20 protein-coding genes are annotated in these 15106 nt (G+C 63.5%); 2 read left to right on the top strand and 18 right to left on the bottom strand.

Features of this window, described 5'->3' with window-relative positions; all coding sequences use genetic code 11:
* Window position 1 precedes the first annotated feature (1 nt).
* The 13 genes from fliR to fliF form a co-directional block, all read right to left on the bottom strand.
* Window positions 2-856 carry a flagellar biosynthetic protein FliR gene (gene fliR / locus O3297_RS15250; protein WP_034787136.1) on the bottom strand — a complete coding sequence of 285 codons (855 nt, stop codon included), beginning with the start codon at window positions 854-856 and terminating at the stop codon, window positions 2-4.
* A gap of 22 nt (window positions 857-878) precedes the next feature.
* The gene (gene fliQ / locus O3297_RS15245; protein WP_034754044.1) at window positions 879-1148 is read right to left on the bottom strand and encodes a flagellar biosynthesis protein FliQ; all 270 of its coding nucleotides are present in this window, start codon (window positions 1146-1148) and stop codon (window positions 879-881) included.
* Window positions 1149-1158: 10 nt separating this feature from the next.
* Window positions 1159-1917, bottom strand: coding sequence for a flagellar type III secretion system pore protein FliP (gene fliP, locus O3297_RS15240; RefSeq protein ID WP_370385431.1), 759 nt, complete (start codon window positions 1915-1917; stop codon window positions 1159-1161).
* A gap of 7 nt (window positions 1918-1924) precedes the next feature.
* Entirely contained in the window at window positions 1925-2500 is a 576-nt protein-coding gene (gene fliO, locus O3297_RS15235; RefSeq protein WP_305049068.1) for a flagellar biosynthetic protein FliO, read from the bottom strand.
* Window positions 2497-2931, bottom strand: a complete 435-nt coding sequence (gene fliN / locus O3297_RS15230; protein ID WP_034754038.1) for a flagellar motor switch protein FliN — start codon at window positions 2929-2931, stop codon at window positions 2497-2499. Before fliN ends, fliO begins: the two co-directional genes overlap by 4 nt.
* Before the next feature lie 50 nt (window positions 2932-2981).
* Window positions 2982-3968: a flagellar motor switch protein FliM gene (gene fliM, locus O3297_RS15225; RefSeq protein ID WP_034754035.1), complete on the bottom strand. Its 987-nt coding sequence runs from the start codon at window positions 3966-3968 to the stop codon at window positions 2982-2984.
* Between the two features lie 6 nt (window positions 3969-3974).
* A complete protein-coding gene (gene fliL, locus O3297_RS15220) occupies window positions 3975-4487 on the bottom strand; it encodes a flagellar basal body-associated protein FliL (RefSeq protein ID WP_070259366.1) in 513 nt (170 codons plus the stop codon).
* 186 nt (window positions 4488-4673) lie between these two features.
* On the bottom strand, window positions 4674-5942 hold the full coding sequence (locus tag O3297_RS15215; protein WP_305049067.1) for a flagellar hook-length control protein FliK: 1269 nt from the start codon (window positions 5940-5942) through the stop codon (window positions 4674-4676).
* 19 nt (window positions 5943-5961) lie between these two features.
* Window positions 5962-6402 (bottom strand): flagellar export protein FliJ, encoded by a 441-nt coding sequence (gene fliJ, locus O3297_RS15210; RefSeq protein WP_070259362.1) that lies wholly within the window; start codon window positions 6400-6402, stop codon window positions 5962-5964.
* A gap of 32 nt (window positions 6403-6434) precedes the next feature.
* A complete protein-coding gene (gene fliI / locus O3297_RS15205; RefSeq protein WP_225317475.1) occupies window positions 6435-7751 on the bottom strand; it encodes a flagellar protein export ATPase FliI in 1317 nt (438 codons plus the stop codon).
* Between the two features lie 89 nt (window positions 7752-7840).
* Window positions 7841-8542, bottom strand: a complete 702-nt coding sequence (locus tag O3297_RS15200) for a flagellar assembly protein FliH (RefSeq protein ID WP_052140559.1) — start codon at window positions 8540-8542, stop codon at window positions 7841-7843.
* 43 nt (window positions 8543-8585) lie between these two features.
* Window positions 8586-9584: a flagellar motor switch protein FliG gene (gene fliG, locus O3297_RS15195; protein ID WP_034787109.1), complete on the bottom strand. Its 999-nt coding sequence runs from the start codon at window positions 9582-9584 to the stop codon at window positions 8586-8588.
* On the bottom strand, window positions 9577-11292 hold the full coding sequence (gene fliF, locus O3297_RS15190; RefSeq protein ID WP_070281292.1) for a flagellar basal-body MS-ring/collar protein FliF: 1716 nt from the start codon (window positions 11290-11292) through the stop codon (window positions 9577-9579). The genes fliG and fliF overlap by 8 nt, the downstream gene beginning before the upstream one ends.
* On the opposite strand from fliF, the gene O3297_RS15185 reads away from it, so the two are divergent.
* Window positions 11291-11488: a hypothetical protein gene (locus O3297_RS15185; RefSeq protein WP_099394443.1), complete on the top strand. Its 198-nt coding sequence runs from the start codon at window positions 11291-11293 to the stop codon at window positions 11486-11488. The two genes, fliF and O3297_RS15185, sit on opposite strands and share 2 nt — an antisense overlap.
* A 141-nt stretch (window positions 11489-11629) precedes the next feature.
* Window positions 11630-11932 carry a flagellar hook-basal body complex protein FliE gene (gene fliE, locus O3297_RS15180; RefSeq protein ID WP_230539976.1) on the top strand — a complete coding sequence of 101 codons (303 nt, stop codon included), beginning with the start codon at window positions 11630-11632 and terminating at the stop codon, window positions 11930-11932.
* A gap of 80 nt (window positions 11933-12012) precedes the next feature.
* Here fliE and O3297_RS15175 read toward each other — a convergent pair whose 3' ends face one another.
* From O3297_RS15175 to fliS, 5 genes are read right to left on the bottom strand one after another with little or no spacing between them, the layout of a single operon-like run.
* A complete protein-coding gene (locus O3297_RS15175) occupies window positions 12013-12759 on the bottom strand; it encodes a flagellar brake protein (protein ID WP_080753686.1) in 747 nt (248 codons plus the stop codon).
* Between the two features lie 25 nt (window positions 12760-12784).
* Window positions 12785-13111, bottom strand: coding sequence for an EscU/YscU/HrcU family type III secretion system export apparatus switch protein (locus tag O3297_RS15170; RefSeq protein ID WP_035821344.1), 327 nt, complete (start codon window positions 13109-13111; stop codon window positions 12785-12787).
* The gene (locus O3297_RS15165; protein WP_305049066.1) at window positions 13104-14276 is read right to left on the bottom strand and encodes a flagellar hook-length control protein FliK; all 1173 of its coding nucleotides are present in this window, start codon (window positions 14274-14276) and stop codon (window positions 13104-13106) included. Before O3297_RS15165 ends, O3297_RS15170 begins: the two co-directional genes overlap by 8 nt.
* A 44-nt stretch (window positions 14277-14320) precedes the next feature.
* Window positions 14321-14647 (bottom strand): flagellar protein FliT, encoded by a 327-nt coding sequence (locus O3297_RS15160; RefSeq protein ID WP_152284690.1) that lies wholly within the window; start codon window positions 14645-14647, stop codon window positions 14321-14323.
* A gap of 3 nt (window positions 14648-14650) precedes the next feature.
* On the bottom strand, window positions 14651-15097 hold the full coding sequence (gene fliS / locus O3297_RS15155) for a flagellar export chaperone FliS (protein ID WP_152284691.1): 447 nt from the start codon (window positions 15095-15097) through the stop codon (window positions 14651-14653).
* Window positions 15098-15106: the final 9 nt, after the last annotated feature.

The following is a 15106-nucleotide window of genomic DNA, read 5'->3' as shown; positions in this document are numbered from 1 at the left end:
GTTAGCGCGCCGGCGCGGCCGGCGCCGGAGGGCGTAATGGATTCGGCGGCGCGGGCGGCGGTGGCCGGTCGCGCGTGGCAAAGCCGCGCGGCAGCAGGCGCGCTGTTTCTATGCCGCGCAGGAACATGTTCTGGAAGGGCGTGGCCAGGTAGGGCAGGACCATGCCGATCACGAGCAAGCCCACGCCCAGGGTGACGGGGAAGCCGATACCAAAGATGTTCAGCTGCGGCGCGGCACGTGTCAAGATGCCCAGCGCCACGTTGGTCAGCAGCAAGGCAGCGATGATGGGCAGCGAAATTTGCAGGCCGGAACGGAAGATTTCCCCGCCCCAGGCCGCCAATTGCTGGAAACCGCCGCCGCTGATGGGACTCGACGAAATCGGCAGGCTGACAAAGCTTTCCGCCAGCGCCGCCAGCAAGACCAGGTGGCCGTTGACGGTCAAAAACATCAACGTGGCCAGCATGACGAGGAACTGGCTGATGGCCGAAGACCTGCCCTTGGTTTGCGGATCGAAGAACGAGGCGAAGCCCAGGCCCATGGTGAGACTGCTGATCTCGCCGGCCATTTCGATGGCGGAAAACACGATGCGGATGGAAAAGCCCATGGCCAGGCCCACCAGCATCTCCTGCGTGAGGATCAGCAAGCCGGGCAAGGACATCGGGTTGACGGCAGGCAAGGCCGGCACGGTGGGGGCGATGATCATGGCCAGCAGCGCGCCCAGGGTCACTTTCACTGTGGCGGGCACGGCCGCGTTGCCGAACAGGGGAGCGGCCGCGATCAGGCCAAGGATGCGGCTAAGCGGCCACAGCAGTGCTGCGATCCAGGTATTGAGTTCGATGCTGGACAGGGTCAGCATAGGAGGATCAGCGATGGCTGCACTAACCCACCAGGTTCGGAATGCCCGTGAAGACCTGGCGCATGTAGTCGAGCATGACGGACAGCATCCAGGGGCCCGCCACGACGATGGCGACGAAAATGCCGACCAGCTTGGGGATGAAGGACAGAGTCGCCTCGTTGATCTGCGTGGCCGCCTGGAAGATACTCACGATCAAGCCGATGATGAGGGCGACCAGCAGCATGGGCGCGGCCACCATCAGGGTGATTTCCATCGCATGGCGGCCCAGGGTCATGACGCTTTCGGGTGTCATCGTATTTCCCCTAGTAAAAACTCTGTGACAGCGAGCCCAGCAGCAACTGCCAGCCATCGACGAGCACGAACAGCATCAGCTTGAACGGCAGCGAGATCGTGGCCGGCGACATCATCATCATACCCATCGACATCAGCACGCTGGCGACCACCATGTCGATGATCAGGAACGGGATGAAGATGGCAAAGCCGATCTGGAACGCCGTCTTCAGTTCGCTGGTGACGAAGGCTGGCACGAGGATGCGCAGCGGCACGTCTTCCGGACCTTGCAGGGCCGGTGAGCGGGACATCTTGGCGAACAGGGCCAGATCGGCCTGGCGCGTCTGCTTGAGCATGAAGGTTTTCAGGGGATCGACGCCCTTGTCCATCGCCTGCTGCATGGTGATCTTGTTTTCCTGATAGGGCTGGTACGCATCCGTATAAATCTTGTCGAACACGGGGCCCATGACGAACAGGGTCAAAAACAGGGCCAGGCCCACCAGCACCTGGTTCGGCGGCGCCGATTGCGTGCCGATGGCCTGGCGCAGCAGGGACAGCACGATGATGATGCGCGTAAAGCAGGTCATCATCAGCAAGGCCGCCGGCAAAAAGGTGAGCGACGTCATCAGGATGAGCGTCTGCACCGGCAGCGAGTAATTCTGGCCGCCGCCCGGCGCCGGGGTGCTGTTGAAGGCCGGGATGCCCGGCTGGGCCATGGCCCATAGCGGCAAGGCCAGGGCGGCTGCCGCCAGCAGCCAGGTCAGGGGAGTCTTCAAGGTGGACCACGCCATCTGCTGCTTATTTCCCATTGCGTTTTTCGATGGTCTGTTTCAGCCACTCGGAAAAATTGGCGGCCGCGGGGCCGTTTTGCGCCGTGGCCAGTTGCGGCAGGTCGCTTTCCTGGCGCGGCATGGTGGCCAGCGCGTTGATCCTGCCGGGCGAGGCGCCGACGACGATCCACTGGTCGGCCACTTCGACGAGGACGATGCGTTCGCGTCCGCCCAGGTTGAGCGAACTGACGACGCGCATCTTGTTGTTGCCGCCCATGACCTTGGGGCCATAGCGCTTCATGAACCAGGCCAGACCGATCAGGAGGGCCAGCACGAACATCAGCGCCAGGATGGTTTGCAGCAGGCTGCCGGCCGAGCTGGTCGGCGCCATCGTCATCGGTGCGCCGGGCGGCATGGCGGGCAGGACGGCGGCAGGCGCGGAGGCCGGCACCGCTGCGGCGGCCGGCGGCGTCTCGCTTGCCACCGCGACGGAAGCGCTGGCGGTGCTGGCCGCCGGCGCTGAGGCCGCTGCCGGTTCAGCTTGGGCAATGCTGCATGCCGCCAAGAGCGGCAGCACGGTGGAAATCAACAGGCCAGGCTTCATTTATTGAGTTTTCGGATGCGTTCGGAAGGCGTGATGATGTCGGTCAGGCGGATGCCGAACTTGTCATTCACCACCACCACTTCGCCCTGGGCGATCAGGCAGCCGTTCACCAGCACGTCCATCGGTTCGCCGGCCAGGCCGTCGAGCTCGACCACGGAACCCTGTGCCAGCTGCAGCAGGTTCTTGATGGCGATCTTGGTACGGCCCAGTTCGACCGTCAGTTGCACGGGGATATCGAGGATGAAATCGATATCGTTGTGCGTTTCCGACTTTGATGCCTGCTTGGAAAAGTCCTTGAACACGGCGGCGCTGGCCGCGCTGGCCGTATTGGCGGCCTGGTTCTGCAGCGCTTCGGCTTCCGCCTTGGCCTGCTCGGCAATGGCCGCGCCCCAATCGTCTTCCGCGCTTTGGTCGTCTTGGTTGTCAGACATGTGTTTCTCCTGTTGTACTGATGCGGACCGCAGCGGCCCGGGTATTTTATTTAGTGGTTATTCATGTTATCGGCATTGGCGAGGAGTTTCTCCACCTTCAATGCATATTGTCCGTTCAACACGCCGTAGGTGCAATCCATCACGGGCACGCCGTCGACGGTGGCGGCGATCAGTTCGGGAATATTCAGGGGGATGATGTCGCCCACCTTCATGTTCAGGATTTCGTCGAACGACACGCGCGCCGTGCCCAGCGAGGCCACCAGCTCGACTTCGGCGATCTGGATCTGCTGCGTCATCAGGCGGATCCAGCGCTTGTCCACCTCCAGCGCCTCGCCCTGCAGGCTCGAGGTCAGCGAATCGCGGATCGGCTCGATCATCGAATACGGCATGCAGAAGTGGATTTGTCCGGAAACGGAGCCCAATTCCACCGTAAACGTGGACGCCACCACTACCTCGTTCGGCGTGGCGATGTTGGCGAACTGCGTGTTCATTTCTGAACGGATATATTCGAACTCGACGGGGAAGACCGGCTCCCACGACTTGGTATAGGCCTCGAAGACGATGTCGAGGATGCGCAGGATGATGCGCTGCTCCGTCTGCGTAAAGTCGCGCCCTTCGACGCGCGTATGGAAACGTCCGTCGCCGCCGAACAGGTTGTCGACCAGCAGGAAGACCAGGCCCGGATCGAAGACCATCAGGGCCGTGCCGCGCAGCGGCTTCATGTGCACCAGGTTCAGATTGGTCGGCACCACCAGATTACGGATGAACTCACTGTATTTCGAGACGCGCACGGAACCGACCGACACTTCGGCGCTGCGGCGCAGGAAGTTGAACAGGCCCACGCGCAGCAGCCGGGCGAAACGCTCGTTGATAATTTCCAACGTTGGCATCCGGCCGCGCACGATGCGCTCCTGGGTTGCCAGGTTGTAGGTACGAACTCCCGTGACATCTTCCGGCGCCTGCGCGTCGTCCTGGTCTCCGTTGACGCCCTTCAGAAGGGCATCGACTTCTTCCTGGGAGAGGAAATTATCGGCCATGGCTGCTTATTGAATGATGAATGCGGTAAATAATACGTCCGTCACGTCCTGCTCCGGCCCTTTGTCCTCGAACGGCTGGTTCACCTGATTGATGATTTCGGCCGCCAGCTGCTGCTTGCCTTCCACGGTATTGAGTTCGGATGCCTTCTTGCCGGACAGCAGCAGCAGCAAGCGGCTGCGCACCTTCGGCATGTTCAGCTTGATGGAATCCATTTCTTCCGGACTGCTCACCTGCAGGGTAAACGCGATCTGCAGGTATTGTTCGCCATTTTCCGGCTGCAAGTTGACGGTGAAGGCATCGACGGGCACGAAGACGGGCGGACCTGCCTTGGACGCGGCATGTTTTTTCTTGCTGGGCGCCGATTCTTCTTTATCGGCCTTGCCATGCAGGAAGTACCAGGCGGCACCGCCACCGATGCCGCCAGCCACCAGCACCGAGGCCAGCACGATGATCAGAAGCTTCTTTTTCGAGGCGCCGGCGGGAGCCAGGCCTGCATCTGCTTTCGGATCTGCTTTCATTTTTGGATTTGCTTTCAATGGTACTCGAGTGCATGGAAGTGGATCACGACGCCATTATGTCATTATCGGCAAATTCTGCGCAGAAGGATGCAGTGAAAAGAGGGCGGAAGCGCCCTCAACTCGCTGTTTTTAGACGAAAAGTTACGCTGTGGGGCACGCCTGTGGCCCGAGGACGACGAATTATCCTCAGGCAAAGGTATCCACGGCACTCAGGCTGGGCCGGCTGCGTGTGCCGGTAGCCGGCGCGATGGCGATCTCGCCACCGGAGACGCCGCCACCCTGGCCATTGCCACGGCGTCCGCCAGATGCTTCCCGGTTACCCTGGTCCTGCTGTTCCGGCGTGCCGGCCGAGACCGTGGCGCTGCCAAAGGCGATGCCCGCTTCGCTCATCATTTCGCGCAGGCGCGGCATGGCCGCTTCGAGCGCCTGGCGCACTTCCGGCTGGGCCGACATGAAGGCGGCATCGGCCTGGTCATTGGTGACCGTCAGTACCACTTGCACGGGTCCCAGGTCGGGCGGATTCAGGGTCAGCGTGGCGCTCTGGTCGCCGCCGGCCGCCATCCACACGACTTTCTGTCCCAGTTGCTGGTCCCAGGCCGGCGTGCCGACCCGGCCCGCCAGCTTGTCGCTCGGCACGGCCACAGCGGCCGCGGCCTGCTGCAGCGCGCCCGGTTGCAACTGGGCCGCCAGGCGGCTCAGGTCGGCAGGTGTTTCCTTGATGATCGGCTCGGCCATGGCGGCGCCAGCCTTGGCAGTGGCTGCCAGTTGCGCGTCGATGGCCAGCTTGCCAGGTTCGGCCTTGCCGGCCGGCACGCTGGCGCCTGGCGTGGCGGCCGTCTTGCCCTGGGCCTGGAGCAGGCTGTCGGCAAAGTCGCCGCTGTCGGCTTGCGCGATGACGGTGGCGGCGGCCTTGCCGCTGCCCTGGCCGGCTGCCAGCAAGGGCCCTGTTGCCAGGTTCTTGCCCTCGGCCTTGACGCTGGCGCGCGCCGGCAGTTCCGGCCCGGCCTTGGCCGCTGGCGGCTGGATGGCCAGCTGGATGCTGCCCACCAGGGCCAGCATCTCGGCGGCTGGATCGGCTGGCGGCGTCACTGTTGCGGCGGGGGCGGCAGGCACGCTGGCCTCGGCCGTGGCGCTGTCGGCTGTCGCCGCCTCGCTCGATTGCGCGGGCGGCTGTTCGCTGCTGGCCGCCTGTTCGGTGTCTGCCTGCGCCGGCTTCGCTTCGCTCGCTGGCGCCTGGGCGGGTGCTGACGTGGCAGCAGGGCGGGCCGTCGGCGCAGGCGCTGGTACTTGCGCTTGCGCCATATTGCGGCTGGCCTGGCGTTGCTCGATCTGGCGGTTCAGGGTGCGCTGGAAGTCGCCCGCCGTGCCGCTGGCGGACGGCTGGCTGCGGTTGGCGGCGCCCGGCGTGGCATTCGGCGAGACTATCTGGGAAATCGGGGTTGGCTGGGTTTGCATGATGCTGCCTCAGTGTTGCTTAGCGTTTGTAATAGGCTTGTCGCGCCGCGTGCTCATCCATTGCTTTCTGGTCGCGCTTGTTTTCCAGCTTCAGCGCCTGTTCCTGCGCCCGGTTGTTCAGGGTGGTGTACGACATGCGCTTGCGTTCGGCCAGCTGCCAGCGCATCTTTTCATTGTCGCTGCGCGCCTGCGCATGCTCGACCACCTGCTGCTGGCCCAGGATGGCGCTGTCGAGCTTGACCATGAAGGCCTGGAAGTTGCGGTAAGCCATGGGCGTGATACCGCTGCTCATGCTGGCCTCGAAGCGCTTGGCATAGTCGTCGCGGTAGCCGGACAGCATGTCGAGCTTTTCGCGGCAATCGTCGAGCGCTTTCAGGGCCGCGCCCAGGCGCTTGGCGCAGTCGTCCGTTTCGCGCTGGGCAAGGTCGATCAGGGTTGCAAGTTGGGAAGGAGAAGCCATGACTGATTATATTCCCGCTATGCAAGCCCTAATCACTCGAATAGAGCGGTAAGTTGCCCCAAGCTCTCGTCCATGCTGACCCGCTCCGTGATTTGCTGTTGTAAAAACGCTTCAATCTTTTCATGCAGGGCGATGGCCTGGTCCAGCACGGGATCGGTGCCGGCGCTGTAGGCGCCCACGCTGATCAGGTCGCGGCTGCGTTCATAGCGCGAATACAGCTGTTTCAGTTTGCGCGCCTGCTGCTGGTGCTCGTGCGTGGTGATCGAATGGGCCGCACGCGAAATCGATTGCTCGATGTCGATGGCCGGATAGTGTCCCGCTTCGGCCAGGCGGCGGTTCAGCACGATGTGGCCATCGAGAATCGCGCGCGCCGAGTCGGCGATCGGGTCCTGCTGGTCGTCGCCCTCGGTCAGCACGGTGTAGAAGGCCGTGATCGAGCCGCCGCCTTCCTCGCCATTGCCGGCCCGTTCCACCAGCACGGGCAGCTTGGCGAAGACGGACGGCGGATAGCCCTTGGTGGCAGGCGGCTCGCCGATGGCCAGGGCGATTTCGCGCTGCGCCATGGCGTAGCGGGTCAGCGAATCCATGATCAACAGCACGTTTTGCCCCTGGTCGCGGAAATACTCGGCAATCGCCGTCGCATACGCGGCACCTTGCAGGCGCATCAGCGGCGGCGTGTCGGCCGGCGCGGCCACGACGACGGAGCGGGCCAGGCCTTCGGCGCCGAGAATCTGCTCGATGAATTCCTTGACTTCGCGTCCCCGTTCACCGATCAGGCCGACGACGATCACGTCCGCCTCCGTGTAGCGGGCCATCATGCCCAGCAGCACGCTTTTACCCACGCCGGAACCGGCAAACAGGCCCATGCGCTGGCCGCGGCCCACGGTCAGCATGGCATTGATCGAGCGCACGCCCACGTCGAGCGTGTCGACGATGGGCGCGCGGCCCAGGGGATTGGCGGGGCGCACGTTGATGGGGGCGCTGTCGGTCGTGTGCAGCGGGCCCAGCTGGTCGAGCGGACGGCCCGCGCCATCGAGCACGCGGCCCAGCAGTTGCGGACCCACGGGCAGGTGGCGCGCGCGGTCGCTGGGACGGCGGCGCGGGTGCGCCACGCTGCCGGGGCGGGGAATGGCCGGTTCGACGGAAAACACGCGCGTGCCGGGCACGATGCCTTCGACGTCGCTTTGCGGCATCAAGAACAGGCGTTCGCCTTCAAACCCCACCACTTCCGCCTCGACCCGGCCGCCATTCGGCAGCGGCACGGTGCAGGCGGCGCCGACGGCCAGGCGCAGGCCCACGGCTTCCATCACCAGGCCGGCCACGCGCGTGACCCGGCCTGAAATCTGCATCGGTTCGACAAAACCGACCACGGCCGAACAGTCGCTCAGGTAGGCGCGCCAGCGCGCCGCATGGGCTGTGGGGCCTTTGACTGGCTCGCTCACGGCGCCAGCCAGTCCAGGTCTTTGCCCAGCGCATGCGTCAGGCGGTGCCAGCGGGTGGACGTCTGCGCGTCGATCTGGTTGCTGGCCGTGTCGATCTTGCAACCGCCGCGTTCCACGCTGGGGTCTTCGATGACGCGCCAGCCACCCTTGTCGAGCTCGTCTCCGATGCCGTCGCGCACGACTTGCGCATCTTCCGGGTTGAGCATCAGCAAGGCAGGTTGTTGCAGTACAGGCAAGTATTCGATGGCTTCGCGCACCACGGGCAGCATCAGTTCGGGACGCACGGGCAAGGCCGTCTTCAGCATGCCCTTGGCCAGCTGCAGGGCCAGTTCCATCACGTCATTGGCGATCAGTTCGTCGGCCTGGTGCACGGCCGTGCCGAAGTCGACGGCGATGGTTTGCAGATGCGCCAGCTCGATGGCGGAAGCCGCCTTGCCTTCCGCATACGATTGCGCGTGCCCATCGGCATGTCCTGCCGCATGGCCTTCCGCATAGCCGGCCGCGCGGCCTTCGTCGAAGGCCGTGGCGCGCGCCTCCTCGCGGATGGCGTCGAGTTCTTCCTGCGTCGGATATTCGAGCGGCGGAGCCGGTTCTTCCTCGTGCAGCTCGGCAAATGGGTCGAACTCGGGCTCGGGGTCCGGTTCGAGCAGCTTGCGCGCCGCCACCACGCTGGGACGCTCGTCGCCAAACGAGGTCATTTCCCAGCGCTGGTAGGCGGTTTGCTGCTCTTTGGGAATCAAATTAGACAAACGAATCCTCGCCTTTTCCGCCTAAGACAATCTGCCCCTCGTCCGCCAGGCGGCGCACGATCTGCAGGATCTGTTTCTGCTGCGATTCCACTTCCGACAGGCGCACGGGGCCTTTCGACTCCAGGTCTTCGCGCATCATCTCGCCGGCGCGCTGCGACATGTTCTTGAAGATCTTGTCGCGCAGCTCTTGCGAGGCGCCTTTCAGGGCGATGATCAGCATTTCCGACTGCACTTCGCGCAGCAGCAGCTGGATGCCGCGGTCGTCGATATCGATCACGTTGTCGAACACGAACATTTCGTCCATGATCTTTTGCGCCATGTCGTTGTCGTAGTTCTTGATATTGTCCATGACGGAGCCTTCCTGCTCGCCGCTCATGAAGTTCAGGATCTCGGCCGCCGCGCGCACGCCGCCCAGCGACGATTTCTTGATGTTTTCGTTACCCGACAGCAGTTTCGTCAGCACGTCGTTGAGCTCGCGCAAGGCGGCCGGCTGTACGCCGTCCAGGGTGGCGATGCGCAAGACCACGTCGTTGCGCAGGCGGTCCGTGAAGTGGCCGAGGATTTCGCAAGCCTGGTCGCGTTCCAGGTGGACGAGGATGGTGGCGATGATCTGCGGGTGTTCGTTGCGGATCAGCTCGGACACGGATTGCGAATCCATCCACTTCAGCGATTCGATGCCGGACGCATCCTTGCCGCCCAGGATGCGCGACAGCAGCACGGACGCCTTGTCATCGCCCAGCGCCTTGGTGAGGACTTGGCGGATGTATTCGTCCGAATCGAGGCCGACGGTGGAATTGAGTTCCGTCTGCGCGCGGAAGTCGTCGAGCACCTCGACCACCTGCTCGTGCGCGATGCCCTTCATGGTGGCCATGGCGGCGCCCAGTTTCAGCACTTCGCGCGGGCCGAGGAATTTCATGACCTCGGCCGCTTCGCTCTCGCCCAGTGCCAGCATCAGGATCGATGCTTTTTGCAGTCCCGTTGTCTCAGTCATTATTGCCTATCCATGCTTTGATTACGTTGGCCACCACGCGCGGGTCTTCCTGCGCCAGTTTCCTGGCCATCGCCAGGTTTTCGCGATAACCGCGGGCCGTATCTTCTTCCAGTTCTTCCAGCTCCGCTTCGCTGAGCAGGACTTCGTTTTCTTCGCCGTCCTTGGCCAGTTCCGGCTCGATGACGGGCGGCGGCGCGCCGAAATCGTCGATCTTGCGCATCACGGGGCGCAGCATCGGACGCACGATCTTGATGAAGATATACAGCAGAATCAGGGCCGTGATGAGGAATTTCGCCAGTTCCTTGGCCAGCGGCAAGTTGGCCGGGTCGCGCCACCACTCCAGCTTGCCTTCCGGCGCGCGGTCGATGCCGTCGAAGGGCGAGTTGGCCACGCTGAAACTGTCGCCGCGTTCCTTGTTGTAGCCCATCGCTTCCTTCACCAGATTATTGATCTGGACCATTTCGGCAGGGGAAATCGGCTTGACGGTGACCTTGCCATCCTTGTCGAAGGTGCGGCGGTAATTGACGACGACGGCGACCGACAGGCGGCGCAGGCCGCCCATGGATTTCTGTTCGTAGCGCACGGTCTTGTCAACTTCGTAATTCGTCGTCGATTCCTTCTGTGTCGGTGCCGTCGGTGCGCCGCCCGGGGCGCCTGGCGCCTCGGCCGTCAGCGGAGCCGTCGCCACGCCTGGCGGCTGGTTCGACAGCGCGCCCGGCACGCCGGACGGGTTGGCATTGCCGGCGCCCGTCGATTCGCTCGTTTGCTGGCTGCGGATGGTGGACGCTTCCGGCGGCGAATTCGGCTTGTAGGTTTCGGCGGCCTGCTCGCTTTGCGAGAAATCCACGTCAGCCGTCGCTTCGGCGCGCACATTGCCTTCGCCGACGATGGGCAGCAGGATCGATTCGACTTGCTTGATCACGCTTTGCTGCAACTGCTGCACGTACTTTAATTGGTTCGGGTCCAGGCTCTTGATGCCGTTGGCGCGGTCCTTGTCCTTTTCCTGGTTGGACAGCAGGGTGCCGGCCTGGTCGACCACGGTGACATTGATTGGTAGCAATTCCGGCACGCTGGACGCCACCAGATGCACGATGGCGCTCACCTGCAGCTGGTCGAGGCCGCGGCCAGGGTGCAGGTTCAGCAGTACGGAAGCCGTCGGTTTTTGCTGTTCGCGCACGAAGACGGACGGTTTCGGCAGGGCCAGGTGGACGCGCGCCGTATCGACGGCGGACACCGATTCGATCGATTTCGCCAGTTCGCCTTCCAGCGCGCGCTGGAAATTGACCTGTTCCAGGAATTGCGACACGCCCAGCTTCTGGTTTTCCATCAGCTCGAAGCCCACGTTGCCGCCTTTCGGCAAGCCTTGCGCGGCCAGTTTCAGGCGCGCATCGTGGACTTGTTCGGATGGCACGAGAATGGCGCCGCCGCCTTCGGAAAACTTGTGCTTGATGCCCAGCTGGTCCAGCGATGCGGTGATGGCGCCGCCGTCGCGGTCCGTGTAGTTGGAGAACAGGACTTTGTATTCGGGCGGCTGGTTCCACATGTACAGGGCCACGCCGATGGCGATCAATGCGGCCACGCCCAGGCCGCGCAGGAAATTCTTGCCCATCGGCGTCTTGGCGAAGGCTTGCACGGATTCCACGGGCGAGCGGGCAGGCGCCGGTTCAGGCGGTATGCGGTTTACATCGATTTCTTCGGCTACAGCCATGATTGCCTTCCAGGGCGTGTGGTTTGACGGGTATTCGGTGCTGCGTGGGGCCGCTTCCTCGGGAGGAGGGGGCGATATGCAGAATTATCCGCCACTGTCACGCGCTTCAATCGTCCAAATAGAAGGCGCTTTTGCCGCCTGCTCGGCCGAGCGGCTGGCGTTGGCGCTGGTATTGTGGAACCCTGGCAACATGTGACGGAAGTTATTGTACCCGTCGTTGCCAGGCAAGCCAGGGTTTTGTTCTCTGGGTGCAACAGGCAAGGAACAGTTATGCAGCAGACCAGAATCGGGAGGCAAAGTGAAAACAGGCGGTATCGATAGCAGCAGGATCGAGGCGATGATCGCGCAACTGAAGTCGGCGGCCACGCGGCCGGAGGCGAAAATACCGGCGATCCAGACCGAAATGCCGGCAGCGAAGGTGAATTTTGCCGATGCCTTCAAGAGCGCGCTGGACTCCGTGAGCGGCGCGCAAAAGGCCTCGTCGGCGCTGGGCCAGCGCTTTACCATGGGTGATGAAAAGGTCAGCCTGTCGGATGTGATGGTGTCGATGCAAAAGTCGAGCATCGAATTCCAGGCGACGGTGCAGGTGAGGAATAAATTAGTTTCTGCGTATCATGAAATCATGAATATGCAGGTTTAACTGTTGATGACCCAAAACGAAGACCGGGGTCGGACCCTCAGGGTCCGACCCCAGCCCTTGCGTTCTGGGTCAACTGACGCTTAGCCCAACCCAGCCATGCGCGCATTTCTCTCGCGCTCCAGTCGCGTGATATAGCGCTGCACGTGCGCCAGCATGCTGCGCGGCAGGTCGACGAACTGGCAGCCCAGGCGGCGGTTCAGCTTGTTGTTCAGCAGGGTCATGTCCAGCGAATTGCGAATTTGTAAAGTCGCGGTGACGATGCCGACGTCGGGCAGGTCGATGCGGCAACCGGGATAGTCCCTGCCGATGGTTTCGCCCAGCATCAGTTTATTGTCGAGGATGGCGATGCCGCCGCAACTGATGTCGGCCAGCGGGAACAGCGTGTCGGCGCCGCCCAGCGAGGGCGGCAGGGGAATTGCCACGCGCACGGGATTGCTCACGGGCGTCGTCATGCGGTAATACTCGCGCCGCTGCAAGCGGATCAGCGTTTCTGGAATGGCAATTTTCAAGGCGGGCGTGCCGCCATAATTGCACTCTTCCACCAGGGCGCTGGCAAACAGGATGCGGATCTTGTCGAGCGAGGTTTCAAACGAGATGCCAGTGGCAGCCACCATGCGCCGGTTCTGGTCGGCGTTCACGGAACGGTCGAGGATGACGGTATCGCGTTCGGCATCGACTTCCAGGATGGAGGTGACGCACACATCGGATTCACCGTGGATCAGCATGCGGATCAGCTGGTTCTTTTCGCTGATGCTGCGCAGCAAGGCGATGATTTCCCGCCGCGATTCCACTTCAAAATCATGCCAGTTTTCGAGGCCGGAATCCATAATATGTGCTTGCATTGATGCCTGTCTATGTATCGGTGAGGTTGACGCTGGTGTCGGGCGGCGGCGGGATGGGCCCGCCATTCGCAGATTCAATATGATATAACCAGGCCAGCAGTTCCGCAATCGCCCGATACAGGCCCGGAGGAATCTGGCGGTCCAGGTCGACATCCATCAGCAGCGCCACCAATTCCTTCGATTCATGCACGAAGACGCCGTGTTCGCGCGCCGTGCTGATGATCTGGTCCGCGATCAGGCCGCTCCCCTTGGCCACCACCTTGGGCGCCGGCGTGCCGCTCTGGTAGGCCAGCGCGACGGCCGTCTGCGGCACCTTGCGCTTGGTGTCGTCAAGCATCGCCTGCTCCCGCTTCCGCTGCCGGCGGCTCTTCCGCGTCCGGCTTGCCGGCAATGCTCAGCGACGACAATGGCCAGCCGGCCGCGTCCAGCGACGCTTCCAGCCGCGGGGCATGCTGGCGCAAGGTGTCGGCGCTGCCTTCACTGCCCGCCTGCAGCTGGATGTGCACGCGGCCGCCCTGCAAGACCACGTGCGCGGCCAGGTCCCCCAGCAGCGGAAACTGGAAGCGCACGTTGCTGCGCCAGGCCGTCGCTTCCTCGTCGCCGTCGCGGCCGTCGTGCTGCTGGCTTTCCGGCGCATCCTTGCTGATATCCCACTGCATCTTCTGGCCAGGCCACGCTTCGCCCTGCCATTGCACGCGCGCCTGTTCGTGCGTATGCAGCTGCAAATTGATCAGCTGCGCCGAGGCCAGGTCGGTGCCTGTCCTGGCCGTTTCGCCTGCCTGGGGCTTCTGCATCTGCGGTTCCAGCAGCAGCGACGCCAGCGGCCGCTTGCCTTCGGCCCATTCCGCCACATGCGATTCATAGAACAGGCCGCTGCTGCCGACCGCATCGCGCAGGTTCTGGGCTACCTGGGCCGGGGCGGCGCCCGGCGTGGCCATCAGCGGCGTCTTGCCGACCAGGGACAGGGGCGCGCCGGGCACGCTTTCGGCCTGGCTGAGCACGCTGCTGATGGCGCGCGCGGTGGTGCTCAGCTCGGGCGCAGGCGTGTCGCCTGCGAGGGCGGGCAGCAGATTGGCTGGCGTCAGGGGGGCACGGCTGAGCAGCGTGGCGGCCGTGCTGCCGGCGCGCGTGCCCGCCTGGGCGGCGCCGGCCTGGGGACCACGCGTTTCGGCCGCGTCCGGCTCTGCGTCCGCGTCCGCATACGTCAGCAGGGCGCTGGCGGGCTGGTCGCGGTTATTGCCGATCTGAAAAGAGGGGCGGGGATTGATGCCGATCAAGGTCAGGGGGATTTCCGTACCCGGCTGGGCGCCAGCGGGCAGCTGCATGCGGGCGGGAGTGCCGGCCACGCGCACGAGGAAGCTGCCGTCGCCCATGCGGGCCAGCACCTGTCCCTGCATGGATTTGCCGATGAGTCCCTGCAGCGAGCGCTGGAACTCGGCCTGGCGCGGGTCGGCGACGGTGTCGGCCGGGCGCGTACCCTTGATCGGGGTCAAGGGCGTCATGCCGATTGCATCCATCTTCGGCAACATGGCGCCCCCGTGTGTGTTTACGCGCCGTAGGCGTTGGCCAGGCGCCGCTCTGTACCGGTGCTGTTGATCAGCTTGGACAACTGCGCCATCCACGGCATGGTCAGGTCGCGGATCTTGCGGTCGTCTTCCAGGATCTGCTTGATCAGGGCAACCTTGCGCAAGCGGCCGGCGCTTTCCAGCACGACTTTTTCTTCATTCGCCTTCAGCGCGGCCACATGCGTGCTGATGCGCTGTTCCAGCTCTTCCAGCGCGTCCCAGTCGGCGTTGGTGGCGGCGGTCACCATCTGGCCCGTCAGGGTCTGCATGGCTTCGTAGGTGGTCAGGACTTCTTGATTCGTCATCATGGGTCAGGCGCTCGCAAGGCTGGGCATACGTTTCAAATCGGCGCCAGGCATGGCGGCGGGGGTGGCGCCTATGGCGTTCCAGGTTTCGCGCAGGTCGGTCAGCAGGCGCTGCACTTCTTCCAGCATGCCAAGATCGTTGCGGATATTGGCCGCCAGCAAGCGCGCGCTCATGTATTCATACAGGGCGTCGAGGCCTTCGGCGATCTGGCCGCCCGCTTCCTTGTCCAGGCTGGCGCGCAAGCCATTGTCGATGATCTGGATGGCTTTCGAGATGGACTTGCCTTTTTCCGGCACATTGCCCGATTTCATGTGCACTTGCGCGCTGAGCACGGCCACCAGGGCGCCGTCGTACAGCATCACGATCAGCTTGTGCGGCGAGGCCGAGACGATGCCCGTCTCCAGGCCGACCTTGGCGTAGGCATTGACGCCGCGTTGTTGGGTTCCAAACATATAATTCTC

Origin of the sequence: Janthinobacterium sp. SUN128 (assembly GCF_030587275.1) — a bacterium.
Taxonomy (GTDB): domain Bacteria; phylum Pseudomonadota; class Gammaproteobacteria; order Burkholderiales; family Burkholderiaceae_D; genus Janthinobacterium; species Janthinobacterium lividum.
Note: the sequence above shows the minus strand (reverse complement) of the source record. Positions and strands in the feature narration are given on the sequence as shown.

Bases quoted from the DNA above. Each gene is read 5' to 3' on its own strand.
- O3297_RS15200 (WP_052140559.1), bottom strand. From the start codon at position 8,542: ATGACCTCGTTTGGCGACGAGCGTCCCAGCGTGGTGGCGGCGCGCAAG.
- fliM (WP_034754035.1), bottom strand. From the start codon at position 3,968: ATGGCCGATAATTTCCTCTCCCAGGAAGAAGTCGATGCCCTTCTGAAG.
- O3297_RS15215 (WP_305049067.1), bottom strand. From the start codon at position 5,942: ATGCAAACCCAGCCAACCCCGATTTCCCAGATAGTCTCGCCGAATGCC.
- O3297_RS15175 (WP_080753686.1), bottom strand. From the start codon at position 12,759: ATGGATTCCGGCCTCGAAAACTGGCATGATTTTGAAGTGGAATCGCGG.
- fliQ (WP_034754044.1), bottom strand. From the start codon at position 1,148: ATGACACCCGAAAGCGTCATGACCCTGGGCCGCCATGCGATGGAAATC.
- fliF (WP_070281292.1), bottom strand. From the start codon at position 11,292: ATGGCTGTAGCCGAAGAAATCGATGTAAACCGCATACCGCCTGAACCG.
- fliO (WP_305049068.1), bottom strand. From the start codon at position 2,500: ATGAAGCCTGGCCTGTTGATTTCCACCGTGCTGCCGCTCTTGGCGGCA.
- O3297_RS15160 (WP_152284690.1), bottom strand. From the start codon at position 14,647: ATGATGACGAATCAAGAAGTCCTGACCACCTACGAAGCCATGCAGACC.
- O3297_RS15165 (WP_305049066.1), bottom strand. From the start codon at position 14,276: ATGACGCCCTTGACCCCGATCAAGGGTACGCGCCCGGCCGACACCGTC.
- fliG (WP_034787109.1), bottom strand. From the start codon at position 9,584: ATGACTGAGACAACGGGACTGCAAAAAGCATCGATCCTGATGCTGGCA.
- fliL (WP_070259366.1), bottom strand. From the start codon at position 4,487: ATGAAAGCAGATCCGAAAGCAGATGCAGGCCTGGCTCCCGCCGGCGCC.
- fliJ (WP_070259362.1), bottom strand. From the start codon at position 6,402: ATGGCTTCTCCTTCCCAACTTGCAACCCTGATCGACCTTGCCCAGCGC.
- fliN (WP_034754038.1), bottom strand. From the start codon at position 2,931: ATGTCTGACAACCAAGACGACCAAAGCGCGGAAGACGATTGGGGCGCG.
- fliI (WP_225317475.1), bottom strand. From the start codon at position 7,751: ATGCAGATTTCAGGCCGGGTCACGCGCGTGGCCGGCCTGGTGATGGAA.
- fliP (WP_370385431.1), bottom strand. From the start codon at position 1,917: ATGGCGTGGTCCACCTTGAAGACTCCCCTGACCTGGCTGCTGGCGGCA.
- fliR (WP_034787136.1), bottom strand. From the start codon at position 856: ATGCTGACCCTGTCCAGCATCGAACTCAATACCTGGATCGCAGCACTG.
- fliS (WP_152284691.1), bottom strand. From the start codon at position 15,097: ATGTTTGGAACCCAACAACGCGGCGTCAATGCCTACGCCAAGGTCGGC.
- O3297_RS15170 (WP_035821344.1), bottom strand. From the start codon at position 13,111: ATGCTTGACGACACCAAGCGCAAGGTGCCGCAGACGGCCGTCGCGCTG.
- fliE (WP_230539976.1), top strand. From the start codon at position 11,630: ATGATCGCGCAACTGAAGTCGGCGGCCACGCGGCCGGAGGCGAAAATA.
- O3297_RS15185 (WP_099394443.1), top strand. From the start codon at position 11,291: ATGATTGCCTTCCAGGGCGTGTGGTTTGACGGGTATTCGGTGCTGCGT.